We start from the raw sequence: 14181 nt of genomic DNA, 5'->3' as shown, positions 1-14181 counted from the left end.
CACCTGGACATCAGTCGCGGGCCGGCGCGGAAAGGTTCATGGACGCCTTGCGCAGAATGCTTGCGCGCGATGCCGCCTGTTCTTATATACGCGCCAAGCCGTGCGGCGCCGGAGAACCGGTGGCCGAACGGGAATTCTTATGAACAGGGGCTTTCGTCGGAACGCCTTTACCGGGTCCTGAGAGCCTGCTTAGCGGAGAGACTAGAAAAATGGCAAAAGTAATCGGTATCGATCTTGGCACCACCAACTCCTGTATCGCCATCATGGATGGCAAGGAGCCGAAGGTGATCGAAAATGCGGAAGGCGCGCGCACGACGCCTTCCATCGTCGCCATCTCGGGCGACGGCGAACGTCTCGTCGGCCAGCCGGCCAAGCGCCAGGCTGTCACCAATCCTGAAAACACCATCTTCGCGGTCAAGCGCCTGATCGGCCGCCGCTATGACGATCCGGTAACGGAGAAGGACAAGAAGCTTGTCCCTTACAAGATCGTCAAGGGCGACAATGGCGATGCCTGGGTCGAGGCCGGCGGCAAGAAGCAGTCGCCTAGCCAAATCTCGGCCATGATCCTGCAGAAGATGAAGGAAACGGCGGAAGCCTATCTCGGCGAGAAGGTCGAGAAGGCGGTCATCACCGTTCCGGCCTATTTCAACGACGCCCAGCGCCAGGCCACCAAGGACGCCGGCAAGATCGCCGGCCTGGAAGTGCTGCGCATCATCAACGAGCCGACCGCGGCGGCGCTCGCCTACGGCCTCGACAAGAAGGAAGGCAAGACCATCGCCGTCTATGACCTTGGCGGCGGCACGTTCGACATTTCGGTGCTCGAAATCGGCGACGGCGTGTTCGAGGTGAAGTCGACCAATGGCGACACCTTCCTCGGCGGCGAGGATTTCGACATGCGCCTGGTCGAGTATCTGGCGGCCGAGTTCAAGAAGGAACAGGGCATCGACCTGAAGGCCGACAAGCTCGCCCTGCAGCGCCTCAAGGAAGCGGCCGAGAAGGCCAAGATCGAGCTGTCCTCAACGACGCAGACCGAGATCAACCTGCCCTTCATCACCGCCGACGCGACCGGCCCGAAGCACCTGACGCTGAAGCTGACGCGCGCAAAGTTCGAGAGCCTGGTCGAGGATCTCGTCCAGCGCACCATCGAACCGTGCAAGGCAGCGCTCAAGGATGCCGGCCTGAAGGCCGCCGAGATCGACGAAGTGGTCCTGGTCGGCGGCATGACCCGCATGCCCAAGATCCAGGAGATCGTGAAGCAGTTCTTCGGCAAGGAGCCGCACAAGGGCGTCAACCCGGATGAGGTCGTCGCACTCGGCGCCGCCATCCAGGCCGGTGTGCTGCAGGGCGACGTCAAGGACGTGCTTTTGCTCGACGTGACGCCGCTGTCGCTCGGCATCGAGACGCTGGGCGGCGTGTTCACCCGGCTGATCGAGCGCAACACGACGATCCCGACCAAGAAGAGCCAGGTGTTCTCGACGGCCGAGGATTCGCAGTCGGCCGTGACCATCCGCGTCTTCCAGGGCGAGCGTGAAATGGCCGCCGACAACAAGGCGCTTGGCCAGTTCGATCTGGTCGGCATCCCGCCGGCGCCGCGCGGCGTGCCGCAGATCGAGGTCACTTTCGACATCGACGCCAACGGCATCGTCAACGTCTCGGCCAAGGACAAGGGCACCGGCAAGGAGCACCAGATCCGCATCCAGGCCTCGGGTGGTCTTTCGGACGCCGATATCGAGAAGATGGTCAAGGACGCCGAGGCCAACGCCGATACGGACAAGAAGCGTCGCGCCGTGGTCGAGGCCCGCAACCAGGCCGAAGCCTTGGTGCATTCCTCGGAGAAGTCGCTGAAGGAATATGGCGACAAGGTCTCCGAGGCCGAGCGCACCGCGATTTCCGATGCGATCGCGTCGCTGAAGACCGCCGCCGAGGGCGACGACCCGGCCGACATCGAGGCCAAGAGCCAGGTGCTTGCCGAAGCTTCCATGAAGCTTGGCCAGGCCATGTACGAGGCCTCGCAGAAGGAAACGGCGGAAGCCGACGCCAAGGCGGATGCCGCCAAGGACTCCGACGTGGTCGACGCCGATTTCGAGGAAATCGACGAAGACGACGACAAGAAGAAGTCGGCCTGAACGGCCTGACGGCAAGATAATGCGAAAAGCCCGGCGCAAGGCCGGGCTTTTTTGCAGCCCTCGCTGAAAAAGCGCGAGCACTGCCGAAAAAATCACTGAAAACCACGGACAAGGTCGCGCCGGCCCTAGCATACGGGCAGCACCGCTCCTAAATCGAGACAACGTGCCGGCAAACGACGCAACACCATGCATCAAGACGTTGATCCGGACTGCGGGAAAAAATGAAAGCTGATTTCTACGAAACGCTGGGCGTGCAAAAAGGCGCCGACGAGAAGGAGCTCAAGAGCGCTTTTCGCAAGCTCGCCATGCAGTTCCACCCCGATCGCAACCCCGGCGATCATTCCTGCGAGCACAAGTTCAAGGAAATCAACGAAGCCTACGAGACGCTGAAGGACCCGCAGAAGCGCGCGGCCTATGACCGTTTCGGTCACGCCGCCTTCGAGCAGGGCGGCATGAATGGCGGCGCGCAAGGCTTTGGCGCCGGCGGCTTCGCCGACATCTTCGAGGATATTTTCGGCGACATGATGGGCGGCCGCCAGCGCCGCTCTTCCGGTGGCCGCGAGCGCGGCGCCGACCTGCGCTACAACATGGAAATCTCGCTGGAGGAAGCCTTCGCAGGCAAGACCGCGCAGATCCGCGTGCCGGCTTCGATATCCTGCACGGAATGCTCGGGCAGCGGCGCCAAGCCGGGCACCCAGCCGGTCACCTGCTCGATGTGCAACGGCCACGGCAAGGTGCGTGCCACGCAAGGGTTTTTCTCGATCGAGCGGACCTGCCCGCAATGCCAGGGCCGCGGCCAGACCATCAAGGACCCGTGTCCGAAATGCGCCGGCCAGGGCCGCGTCACCGAGGAGCGCTCGCTGTCGGTCAACATCCCGGCCGGCATAGAGGACGGCACCCGCATCCGCCTTGCCAATGAGGGCGAGGCCGGCCTGCGCGGCGGGCCTTCGGGCGACCTCTATATCTTCCTGGCGGTGAAGCCGCACGAATTCTTCCAGCGTGACGGCGCCGATCTCTATTGCAAGGTACCGATCTCGATGACCACGGCCGCCCTTGGCGGCTCCTTCGAGGTGACGACGCTGGACGGCACGCAGACCAAGGTGAAGGTGACCGAAGGCACGCAGAACGGACGCCAGTTCCGCCTCAAGGGCAAGGGCATGCCGGTGCTGCGCCAGCCCAATGTCGGCGACCTCTACATCCAGACCGCGGTCGAGACGCCGCAGAACCTGTCGCGCCGCCAGCGCGAATTGCTGGAAGAGTTCGAACAACTCTCCTCGCAGGACAATTCGCCACAATCGAGCGGCTTTTTCGCCCGCATGAAGGACTTTTTCGAGTCTTTCGGCGAGCGTTGAGACGCGACCAGAGCTATCTTATCCACGGCAGAGGCATGGCCGCGCCTTGCCTTGCGTCACCCAGGTGTTAAGTAGCTTCCACGGGAGCGCTGAGGAGAGCTTGCATGGCACGTGGTCACGGACTGCGGAAGGCGTTTGCCGAGAAGTTCGACGACGAACTCAAATTCTTCAAGGGCTGGATCGACAAGCCGAAGACGGTCGGGTCGATCGTTCCGACCAGCTCGATCACCGCGCGCAAGATGGCCTCGATCGTCAACCCGAAGTCCGGCCTGCCGGTGCTCGAGGTCGGTCCCGGCACCGGGGTCATCACCCGTGCCATCCTCGCCCAGGGCGTGCGTCCCGAGAACCTCTACGCGGTCGAGTACAATACCGATTTCGTGCGCCACCTGCGCCAGCTCTACCCCGGCGTCAACGTCATCGAGGGCGATGCCTTCAACCTCAACGCCACGCTTGGCGAGAGGAGCGGGATGATCTTCGACAGCGTCGTTTCCGGGGTGCCGCTGCTCAACTTCCCGGTCGCCCAGCGCATCGCCTATATCGAGAGCCTGCTCGACCGCATCCCGGCCGGACGGCCGATCGTGCAACTGACCTATGGTCCGATGTCGCCGATCCCGGCTGGCCGCGGCGACTATACGGTCAAGCATTTCGACTTCATCTTCCGCAACATCCCACCGACGCAGCTCTGGATCTACCGGCGCGAAGCGCATTAGATTCCCGTCGCGGAGGCGCTCGCGGTTCCTGATGCTGGCAGCATACCTTGGCGATTGGCGGAAGCCCCAGGACTTCATCATCCACGGGCGGGGCAAGGAGCGAGGCGACGCGGCGCAGACCCGAGGATCCATGCCGCGACTTCGAGGCGCTGCTGCGGTGGGGAGTTCTGCTCCATTGCGTCCTTCGGCGAATGTCGCGGCATGGATCCTAGGGTTCTCCGCGACGGAGCTTCGCTCCTGCTTCGCCCCAGGATGACGAAGTTTAGAGTTGCGGTTTCCGTTTGATGCGTTGATTTGATCGAACCTTGGCTGTACCAGTCCCAGAACAAGGGTGGCCAATGGCAGTGATCCCGAAAATCCTCGTCTTCGCCGGCTCGGTGCGCGGCGGCGCCTATAGCGGCAGGACCGCCGACGCGGCGCAGAAGGAACTTGCGCTGCAAGGCGCCGAGGTCACCCGCATTTCGCTCGCCGACTATCCCTTGCCGATCCTAGACGAGGACCTGGAGAAGGAAAGGGGCGTCCCCGAGAACGCCCAGAAGCTCGCGCGGCTGATCGCCTCTCATGACGGGCTGCTGATCGCGACGCCGGAATATAACGGCTCCATCCCGCCGCTGCTCAAGAACACGATCGACTGGGTGAGCCGGGTGCGACGGGATGGCGGCCAGTCGGTCAGGCCGCTTGCCGGCAAGGTCGCGGGCCTCTGCTCATCCTCCAAAGGCCATTTTGCCGGCATCCGCTGCATCAACCATCTGCGCGCCGTCCTGGTGCGCTGCCAGATGGAGGTGGTGACGCCGGAATGCTCGGTGCCGGAGGGTGGCGACGCCTTCGACGGGGACGGCCATCTCCGCGACGAAAGACTGCACAAATCGATGGAGCACCTATGCCGCACGCTGATCGAAACCTCACGCATGCTGTCGACCAGGGTCGAGGCGTGACTGCCGCTACCATGCAGGCCCATCCCATACAAACCCACCCCATGCAGGCCAAATCCATGCAGGAAAGATTGATCGTCGGCCTCGACGTGCCGACCGTGAAGGAAGCCGAGCAGGCGGTGCGCGAGCTCGACGGTGTCGTCTCCTTCTACAAGATCGGCTATCAGCTGGCCTTCGCCGGCGGGCTCGACTTTGCCAGGGAGCTGGCCAGCGGCGGGACGAAAATCTTCCTCGACATGAAGCTGCTCGACATCGACCACACGGTGGCCAAGGGCGTCGAAAACATCGTCAAGATGGGCATGACCATGCTGACCATCCATGCCTATCCCAAGGCGATGCACGCGGCGGTGGAGGCAGCGCGCGGCAGCGAGCTTTGCCTGCTCGCCATCAGCGTGCTGACCTCGATGGACGAGCAGGACATGATCGACGTCGGCTATGAATATGACCCGCACACGCTGGTGCTGAGGCGCTCGGAACAGGCGCTGCATGCCGGCATGGGCGGCATCGTCTGCTCGGCCGCGGAGGCCGAAGCGGTGCGCCGCATCGTCGGCCCCGACATGGCGGTGGTGACGCCCGGCATCCGGCCTGCGGGCAGCGACCATGGCGACCAGAAGCGCGTGGTAACCCCGGCACAGGCGATCCGCAACGGCGCCAGCTACCTCGTGGTCGGCCGGCCGATCGTGGCGGCCGGCGACCGGCGCGCCGCGGCGGAGGCGATACTCGAAGAAATGCGCTCGGCCTGACGAGCCCGCACGGACAGGAGAAAGAGAATGCCCAAGGGATACTGGATCGCCCGCGTCGATGTGCGCGACGCGGAAGGCTACAAGGATTACGTCGCGGCGGCGAAACCGGCTTTCGAGCGCTTCGGCGCGAAATTCCTGGCCCGTGGCGGCGAGCATGAGAAAGCCGAGGGCCCAGGGCGGGCGCGCAATGTGCTCATCGAGTTCGAATCGCTCGCGGCCGCGCATGATTGCTATCACTCGCCGGAGTATCAACGCGCGGTGGCGATCCGCCAGAACGTCGCCGACGGCGAGATCGTGCTGGTGGAAGGCATCTAGCGGAAGAGCCTGTTCGCCGCGGTTTCCGCCATCGCGTCGGCCAGGCTCAGCCCCCATTGCTGGCGGCAATAGGAGCGGAAATCGAAGCACGGCAGGCCGGGGCAGACCTCGAACTCGATGAGATGAACATTATCGTCGGGCTCGACGCGCAGGTCGACGGAAAACACGTCGCGCAGGCCGAGCCCGTCCATCAACCGTTTGGCAATCGCGCGGATCCTGGCATCGGCCACCGGCTGGCTGGCCGCGACCGGGGCGAGTTCGGGTTCGGCATAGTGCCCGGCAGCCTTTGCCGCCTCGCCGGTGTCGCCATAAAGCGCCAGGCTGTCGGCCATGGTCTGGAAATCGGCGCCTGACTCGACAAAGACAATGCCAAGCGCCTCGACACCAACTTGCGGCGTCAACCCGAGGAAGCTGGCGCGCACATTGCGGCCGCCGACATAGGGCTGGACGACGACATCATCGCGATAGGCCGCGAAAACACGCCGGCTAAGCTCCAGCGCGTGACCGAGATCGGTTATGCGCGAATCCGACCAGATGCCGATCTTGGCGCCGAGCCGGTTGGGCTTGACGAACCAGCCCGCCGCGGAGGCCGGCGGCGCGACCAGCCAGGTTCCATCCCGGGCAAGACCCGCCTGCGGGACCGGCAGGCCGAGCGCGCCAAGCACGGCGCCGGAACGGAACTTGTCCTGGCAGAGCGCGAAGAGCGAATCATCGGCACCGATCGTCCTCAAGCCGTTGAGCCGCGCCAGCGCGGGTGCGGCGCCGCCACGGAAATAGGCGATGCCGTCGGTCAGCGTCCAGACCAGCGTCGTGGAAGGATCGGCTTCGGTGAGCGTGCTTGCAGCATGGTCCAGCTCCACCGCGGCGAAGGCGAGGCCACGCCTGTCACAGGCGGCGGCCAGCGCATCGAATTCGGGGGCGAGATCGGTCGATTGCGCCAGGTAGGACGAAATCTCGGCGGCGTGCTGCGGCGCATGGCCGTCGGCGACCAGGCGGTCGAAGCAGGCCTTCTCAGGTTCGTGGACGAGGATCAGCTTTGGCTTGTGACTCGACATAAGACGAACATTCCCGGCGGCGCGATCGCCCAGCATCGCACGGCCGACGCAAACGGCTTTCGCGAAACCGACTCAAGCCGGACGCCTGCGTGACAGCACCACGATAGATATGAGCGGAGCCGATCGCCGGCCTGTTCAGGCGATCAGCAAGCGCGGTTCGAAGCGGCCGTTGACGGGAATATCGAGCAGAAAGGTCATGCCGGCCTGCGGATCGAGCTGGCGCTGCTTGTCGTCCTTGCCTTTCCAGGCCGACGTTACCGCGAGCCGATCGGCATTCCTGCCGACAAAGGCCGGGCAGGAGGGCTGCGTCACCGGCATCGCAATTTCGCGCAGCAATGTGCCGTCGGGCGAATAGGCCTTGACCGCCTTGCCGCCCCAGACGGCATTCCACAGCACGCCGTCGCGGTCGACGACCGATCCGTCGACATAGCCCTTGGACGAACGGTGATCGACGAACACGTTTGGTTCTCCAGAGGGCAGGCCGGTGACCGGATCGCAGGCGACGCGCATCAGCAGCCCGGTCGAGGTGTCGGTGTAGTAGGCGAGCGCGCCATCCGCGGAGAAACAAATCGAGTTCGACACGGTGATGCCGGAGAACAGCTTGCGCAGTTCGCCCTTGAAGAACCAGTAGATCGCACCGGCGCCCTTCGATTCGCTCTTGCCCATCGTCCCCATCCACAAGGCGCCGCAGGGATGGACACGGGAATCGTTGGAGCGGGTAAGGGGGTTGTCCGCCTCGACAGGCGTATGCAGCGTCATCCGGCCGGTCGCGACGTCGCGGACGAAGAGACCGGTTTCGGTGGCGATCAGCTGGCGCTTGTCGTCGATGATGGCGATGGCGCTCGCCATCTGGCCGAGCTCGTGGATCTTCAGCGCACCGCCGGCCACGGACTTTTCCAGGAGCTGTCCGTTGACGATGTCGAACCAGAACAGCGCATCGGTGGCGGGATCGTAGCTTGGCCCTTCGCCGAGCTCGCAGACATGGTCGGAAAAAACCGAAACCTCGCTCATCATGCGTCTCCGAACACCGCGTCCCAGGCTCCCACGGCAGCGTGCGCCCGCGCCGCCACGTCGTCGACGCTCATGCCCGGCTTGAACAGGCTGGAGCCAAGACCGAAGACCGTCACGCCAACCGCCTTGTAGCCGGCAAAATCCTTCTCGGAAACGCCGCCGACGGCGCCGACCAGCGTCTGCGCCGGCAGCACCGCCCGGATCGCCGAAATGCCCGATGCGCCCAGCGCGCTCGCCGGAAAGAATTTCAGGGCTGAGGCGCCAAGCCGGATCGCCTGGAAGGCCTCTGTGGGCGTGAACACACCGGGCATGGTCACCATGCCGTAATGCATGGCGCGCGCCATCACCTCGGCATCGATGTTGGGGCTGACCAGCAGCCGCCCACCAGCCTGCTGCAACCCGTCGACATCGGCCGCCGTCAGCACCGTGCCGGCGCCGACCAGGGCTGACTTCGGCAGCACTTGGACAATCCTGGCGATCGACGAGAATGGCTGGGGCGAGTTGAGCGGCACTTCGATCGCCTCGATGCCGGCGTCGAACAGCGCCTGACCCATGGCGATCGCCTCGGTGGGCTTCAAACCGCGCAGGATGGCGACCAGGCCGCGCTTGAGTTTTGGAAAGGGTGCGGTCTGGCTCATAGGGCTGCTCCGGTTCTGGCGATCATGCCGTTCTCGCGCGCGGCCTCGACCAGGCCGGCGCGTACAGCCTCGTCCGCATCGACTGTCCGCACACCAAGTCCGGCAAGGCCGAGCGCGGTCTGGTAAAGCACCGCCAGAGCCCCCGACGCAATCAGCACCGCCGACGTGGCCCCGGCGCCGTGGCGCCGTTTCGCGGAGGCGATCTCGCCGCCGATCAGCAGGCCGGACAGGCAGGCGGCCGCGTCATCGGCCTCGAGATCCTGGAGCAGGCCGGCGGCGCGGATGGCAAACAGCCGCGAGGTGACGTCACCACCCTCGCCCAGTGCAATTTCGCACCAGCGGCGGAAGAACGGATTGTCGGCAGCAACCGGGCCTGGATGTTCGCCCAGCGAATGACGCAGGATCGAGTGCGCCGCAAGCACGGAAAACAGTTCGCCTGTCGGCCAGGTGCCGAAGCCGGCGACGGCGCCGTCCTCGACCAGCACCCATTTCGAATGAGTGCCAGGCATGCAAACCAGTTCGCGGCCCCTGGCCGGCAGGCCGGCGCCGGCTAACTGCGTCTCCTCGCCGCGCATGACGTCGGGCGCGTCGGCCAGGCGCTGGGCAAGGCCGGGTACGATACGGATGTCACGTTTCTGGCCGGGCACCCGGGCCGCGCCGCCGAGAATGGCGCCGAGCGGCGACGGCACGCTGACATAAGGCGCCTCCAGCCAACCTTGGCGGGAGCCGGCCATGCCGCAGATGATGACGGGCAATTCCTCCGGCGCGCCCATCGCTGCCAGATGGCCCTCCAGGACGTTGACAAAACCCTTTTCGCGCGCGGTGATCAGGCCATCGTCGCCGCGACGCTCGGCAAGCACCTTGCCGCTTCCGTCGATCAGCCAGGCCCGAAGCCGGGTCGTACCCCAATCGAGCGCCGCGACTGCCGGAACGCTGCTGGCTGGGCTCACAGGAAGCCTCCATCGACGATCAGCATCTGCGCGGTCAGCATGCGCGAGGCATCCGAGGCCAGGAACAGCACCGTGCCGACCATGTCGTCCGGCCGCATGACATCCCTGATGCACTGCTTGGCGACGTGAGCGGCAAGCGCCTCTTCGGTCACCCAGCGCTCCTGCTGCCGTTCGGTGATCACCCAGCCGGGCGCGACGGCGTTGACGCGGATGCGGTCGGGGCCGAGCTTGCCGGCCAACCCCTTGGTGAGGCCGAGTATGCCCGCCTTGGCGGCGGTATAGGCCGGCATGTCGGGGTGGTTGATCAGGTAGGATGTCGAAGTGAAATTGATGATCGAGCCGCCGCCGGCCCGCTTCATGCCTGGTGCCACGGCCTGCGCGGTGAAGAAATGCGGCCGCAGGTTAATGGAAAGGTTGTTGTCCCAGAACTCGACGGTGACGTCCTCGACGGCATGGCGTTCGTCCCAGGCTGCGTTGTTGACCAGCACGGTGACGTCGCCATGCGTGTCGGCGGCCGTTGCCGCGGAGGCGCGCAAGGCCTCGACATCGCGCAGATCGGTCTTGAGGTAGAGCGGACGCCGGCCGAACTCCTTCTCGATGCGGTCGGCGAGCGCGGTGCTCGGCGTGTCGGCGATGTCGATGAAGGCGACCTTGGCGCCCTGCCGCATGAATCCTGCGGTCAATGCCGCGCCGATGCCGGAGCCGCCGCCGGTGATCAGCACCGAAGCGCCTTCGAGGTCGGCAAAACGCGCCGATGGCATCATGATTTTCGTCTCCCGGGTCAACCGGCGCGCATCCTAGCCAGACACGTCCGGCGGGCAAGGGCGAAAAGACGCTATTTCAGGCTTATGTCGGACAAAAGGCGATCGCGTCCGGGCGCGACCCGCCAGGCGGCATCGCCGCATGGCGGGCAACGCCGAAATCTGGCGCTCAGACCGCCTTGGCGCGCAAGGCGCCACGGAAGGAATCGCGGAGGTAGCCCAACGTGGCGTCGGCATCGGCCGGCTTGCCGAAGAGATAGCCCTGCCCGCCGGCGCAACCGAACTGGACCAGCCGGTCGGCCTGCGCTTCCTCTTCGATGCCTTCGGCGACCACGTCCATGCCGAGCCCTTCGCACATGGCGAGGATGGCGCGGATGATGTGTTCGGATGGCCGGTCGTCGAGAATGGAGGAGACGAAGGCGCGGTCGATCTTGAGCTTGTCGAAATGGAATTCACGCAGACGGCCGAGCGAGGACTGGCCGGTGCCGAAATCGTCGAGCGAGACGCGAATGCCGACACGGCGCAGATCCTCGACGATCTGCGCGGCCGAGGCCGGGTCGTTCATCAGGCCGGTTTCGGTGATCTCGATCTCCAGCCGGCGGGGATCGAAGCCGGTGCGGTCGAGGATCGCCAGTATGTGCAAGCCGGTGTTCTGGTCGACGAGCTGGGAGGGCGACAGGTTGAAGGACAGGAACAGGTCCTTCGGCCAGCTCCTGGCGGCTTCGGTCGCCTTGCGCAGCACCAGCTGCGACAGCGGGCCGATGATGCCGCGCTCCTCGGCGATGGGGATGAAGACGGTCGGCGGCACCGCGCCGAGGTCGCGGTCGGTCCAGCGCGCCAGCGTCTCGAAGCCGATGGTGCGGCGCGTGGTGAGATCGACGATCGGCTGGAAATGCGGCTCCACCTCGCCGGCGGAGACGGCGCGGCGCAGCGCCTGCTCGATGCGGGTGACGCGTTTGGCGGCCTCTTCCATCTCACGGGTGTAGACGACGACGCGGCCGCGGCCGGAACGCTTGGCATGGTAAAGCGCCGTTTCGGCCTTGTTGATGAGAATCTCGGTGGTCTCGTCGCCGGAATAGAACAGCGAGCAGCCGACCGAGGCCGAGAGCCTGGCGGTGCGCTCGCCGACATCATAAGGCGCCGACAGGATCTCGATCAGCATGCGGGATTTTTCCGCCGCCGCCTCCTCCGAGAACACCAGGGGGTAGAGGAAGGCGAATTCGTCGGCGCCGATGCGGCAGACGGTCGAATGGCCGTCCATCGAGGCGCGCAGCCGCATCGCGACCTGGATCAGGATGTCGTCGCCGGCCTTGTGGCCGAACAGGTCGTTGATCGGCTTGAAGCCGTCGAGATCGAGAATGCCGACGGTGAAGGGCGCGGGATCGTCGGCGCGGTCGCTGATCAGGCGGTCCACCTTGTCGAAGAAGCGGCGATGATTGCCAAGCCCGGTCAACGGATCGGTGAACGCCAGATCCGTGCTTTCCCTGTTTGCCTGACCGGTGCCAAACGGAGTTTGCATCGGTGTCCCTGCTCGTCCCTGCTCTTGTCGTCGGAATTTATTTCGAGACTGGCAGCAAACCCTTTAGGAAACGTATCCCAAAAACGATTTTTGTAGCCGGAGCACGATTCCGAAAACGGGATCCGCCTTTCGCCGTGACCCGTGCCCAGACGCCGGATACCTTCGTGAAGCCGGCTACAAGATACGTCGAGCACCCGGATTTTCAGCCGTTTGACTTGACGCGGTAGAGCTCCAGGGGGCTGCCCCTGGTCTCCGCGACCGGCTCCAGCCATTCCGGCACGCTGCCGCGCATCAGCCCGGCCAGAAAACCGTCCGGCGCCCTGGCCGCGAACAGCCGGCTTTCTGGGTTGCCGCGGCAGAGCGCGACAAGGCCGACATGGTGGCTTTCGACGATGGCTTTCGCGTCGCTGGCCGAGCCCAGCAAGGCATCGAACACGAGCAGGTTTCCGGCGACGTTGCGATGATAGGGCCCGGCGAACACGCGATGACCGGTAAAGGCGAGGACGGGCGAACCAAGATTGGAGATGGCAAGCACCGTGGTAGGGGCCATCGCGCCAAGCACGGCGAACGAGGCCTTGCTGTTGCAGGGCGCATCGATGCTGGCGTCCCTGGCGGGTGCGGTGGTTGCGAAAACGCTCGAGGCGGCCTCGGCGGCACCCGACCAGATCGCATTGACCGAGATCAGCCAGGCTGCGGCCATTCTGAGCACGGAGCCGCTGGAGGGGCGGGCCTCCGCCCGCTGCCGCCATTTGGCGATCCAGGCCGAAAGCGGAATCACCGCGAAGGCGATGGAAAAGGTCGAGCCTCGGACTTCCCAGGCGCTGACCAGGACCGCCACCACCAGCAGTGCGGCGACGAGGCTGTCCTGCCGCCGCCAGCCACCATGGCTGAAGCGGAGCGCCATCAGGACGATCGCCACCAGGGGCGTCGCAAAACGCGCCACGGCCCTGGCCGGATCGTCGGCGACAAGCTGGACGATCGACTGCGCCTCCTCGATATAGCCGAGCCACATCTGCTGCAGGCGCGGGTCGAGATGGGCATAGGGCGCCGCCAGGCATTGCGGGTATAGGAGCCCAACAACGAGAGCGAGGGCGACGGCAAGCAAGCCAAGCGACATCAGGCGCCGGGCGGCCGTCGCGTTGGCGGCCTTCCATGAAGCAATGATTGCCAGACCGGTGCCGGCAAGCCCGGTCACGGCGAACTGGACGACCGAGAACGTGTCGCATTGGGCCTGGCCCCAGGACGAGACGGGGTTGGTGGCGGCGAAGACCAAAGCCGAGGCGCCGGCGACGCCGAGGCCGAAATCCCTGGCGATCAGCCTTTCACCGTCACCCTTGCCGAGAAACAGCAGCGCGACGACGGCGCCGAGGGTGCCGGCATAGGGCGCGCTTTCCATGCCGATGGCCAGGGTCAGCGTGGCGCAGATGCCCGCGACAAGGGCAGCCGGCTGCTGCGTGGGCGCCTCGAGCAGCAAGGCCAGGCCCGCCAGCGTCAGCATCAGCTGGACATTGTGATGATCGAGCGCGCCTGGGGAAAAAATCCCGATGTAATACAAGGCCGCCCCGCCGACGACGGCGGCGGGCAGCACGGCGGACGCGCCGGCGAAAGCGCGCGCGACGCGGATGGTGAAGAAGACCGCCAGCCAGAACTGCAGCGCAGGCCAGAGCACTTGCACGATTTGTTCGGCCAAGGCGGCGCTGCCCGTCAGGGCCGAAGCGGCAAGGATGCTCAGCGCCAGCGGCGCATCGAGCAGACGCGACCAGTGCATGACGAAGCCGCCCTCCAGCCCCATCCTGTACTGGTGCAGGTCGAACCAGCCCTGGCCCGCCAGCAGGTCGCGGACTTCGACCAATTGCAGCAGGCTGTCATTGTCGCCCGCCGGATTGGCGAGTTGCGGGAACCCCTGCAGGGCCCCGAGCGCCATCAGCAGCAATGCGGCAAGCAGCGCGAACGCGATATCGGACTTCCAGGTGGAAGTTCCCCTTGCTGTGCCCATCCCGATCGCCCTTGGCGGGAATGCCGGGCCTTTCCAGGCCAATCGACACTCATGAAGTCGGTCTTAAACCTAG

General features: G+C 65.2%; 13 protein-coding genes. 6 read left to right on the top strand and 7 right to left on the bottom strand.

Annotation, left to right across the window (positions count from 1 at the left end; all coding sequences use genetic code 11):
* Positions 1 to 209 precede the first annotated feature (209 nt).
* From dnaK to FJW08_RS21850, 6 genes are all read left to right on the top strand, one after another.
* On the top strand, positions 210 to 2126 hold the full coding sequence (gene dnaK / locus FJW08_RS21875) for a molecular chaperone DnaK (protein WP_140812241.1): 1917 nt from the start codon (positions 210 to 212) through the stop codon (positions 2124 to 2126).
* Positions 2127 to 2347: 221 nt separating this feature from the next.
* Positions 2348 to 3478 (top strand): molecular chaperone DnaJ, encoded by a 1131-nt coding sequence (dnaJ, locus tag FJW08_RS21870; protein ID WP_140760347.1) that lies wholly within the window; start codon positions 2348 to 2350, stop codon positions 3476 to 3478.
* Between the two features lie 104 nt (positions 3479 to 3582).
* Positions 3583 to 4188 (top strand): phospholipid N-methyltransferase PmtA, encoded by a 606-nt coding sequence (pmtA, locus tag FJW08_RS21865; RefSeq protein WP_140760345.1) that lies wholly within the window; start codon positions 3583 to 3585, stop codon positions 4186 to 4188.
* Between the two features lie 338 nt (positions 4189 to 4526).
* Positions 4527 to 5123: an NADPH-dependent FMN reductase gene (locus FJW08_RS21860; protein WP_140812240.1), complete on the top strand. Its 597-nt coding sequence runs from the start codon at positions 4527 to 4529 to the stop codon at positions 5121 to 5123.
* A gap of 26 nt (positions 5124 to 5149) precedes the next feature.
* Positions 5150 to 5863, top strand: coding sequence for an orotidine-5'-phosphate decarboxylase (gene pyrF, locus FJW08_RS21855; protein WP_181183005.1), 714 nt, complete (start codon positions 5150 to 5152; stop codon positions 5861 to 5863).
* A 27-nt stretch (positions 5864 to 5890) separates the two neighbouring features.
* Positions 5891 to 6178 carry a DUF1330 domain-containing protein gene (locus FJW08_RS21850; RefSeq protein ID WP_140812238.1) on the top strand — a complete coding sequence of 96 codons (288 nt, stop codon included), beginning with the start codon at positions 5891 to 5893 and terminating at the stop codon, positions 6176 to 6178.
* Here FJW08_RS21850 and FJW08_RS21845 read toward each other — a convergent pair.
* From FJW08_RS21845 to FJW08_RS21815, 7 genes are all read right to left on the bottom strand, one after another.
* On the bottom strand, positions 6175 to 7233 hold the full coding sequence (locus FJW08_RS21845) for a D-alanine:D-lactate ligase-like protein (RefSeq protein ID WP_140812237.1): 1059 nt from the start codon (positions 7231 to 7233) through the stop codon (positions 6175 to 6177). The genes FJW08_RS21850 and FJW08_RS21845 overlap by 4 nt on opposite strands.
* A gap of 135 nt (positions 7234 to 7368) precedes the next feature.
* The gene (locus tag FJW08_RS21840; RefSeq protein WP_140812236.1) at positions 7369 to 8244 is read right to left on the bottom strand and encodes an SMP-30/gluconolactonase/LRE family protein; all 876 of its coding nucleotides are present in this window, start codon (positions 8242 to 8244) and stop codon (positions 7369 to 7371) included.
* Complete coding sequence (locus tag FJW08_RS21835; protein ID WP_140812235.1) at positions 8244 to 8882, bottom strand: 2-dehydro-3-deoxy-6-phosphogalactonate aldolase; 639 nt, start codon at positions 8880 to 8882, stop codon at positions 8244 to 8246. Before FJW08_RS21835 ends, FJW08_RS21840 begins: the two co-directional genes overlap by 1 nt.
* Positions 8879 to 9832 (bottom strand): 2-dehydro-3-deoxygalactonokinase, encoded by a 954-nt coding sequence (locus FJW08_RS21830; protein WP_140812234.1) that lies wholly within the window; start codon positions 9830 to 9832, stop codon positions 8879 to 8881. Before FJW08_RS21830 ends, FJW08_RS21835 begins: the two co-directional genes overlap by 4 nt.
* Positions 9829 to 10596: an SDR family oxidoreductase gene (locus FJW08_RS21825; RefSeq protein WP_140812233.1), complete on the bottom strand. Its 768-nt coding sequence runs from the start codon at positions 10594 to 10596 to the stop codon at positions 9829 to 9831. Before FJW08_RS21825 ends, FJW08_RS21830 begins: the two co-directional genes overlap by 4 nt.
* 166 nt (positions 10597 to 10762) lie before the next feature.
* Positions 10763 to 12112 (bottom strand): EAL domain-containing protein, encoded by a 1350-nt coding sequence (locus FJW08_RS21820; RefSeq protein WP_140812232.1) that lies wholly within the window; start codon positions 12110 to 12112, stop codon positions 10763 to 10765.
* A 202-nt stretch (positions 12113 to 12314) separates the two neighbouring features.
* Positions 12315 to 14108: a GtrA family protein gene (locus FJW08_RS21815; protein WP_140812231.1), complete on the bottom strand. Its 1794-nt coding sequence runs from the start codon at positions 14106 to 14108 to the stop codon at positions 12315 to 12317.
* Between the last annotated feature and the right edge of the window lie 73 nt (positions 14109 to 14181).

The sequence above is a fragment of the Mesorhizobium sp. B3-2-1 genome (assembly GCF_006439515.1).
GTDB lineage: Bacteria > Pseudomonadota > Alphaproteobacteria > Rhizobiales > Rhizobiaceae > Mesorhizobium.
The sequence above is the reverse complement of the archived record's forward strand: the minus strand, read 5'-3'. Positions and strand labels throughout refer to the sequence as shown.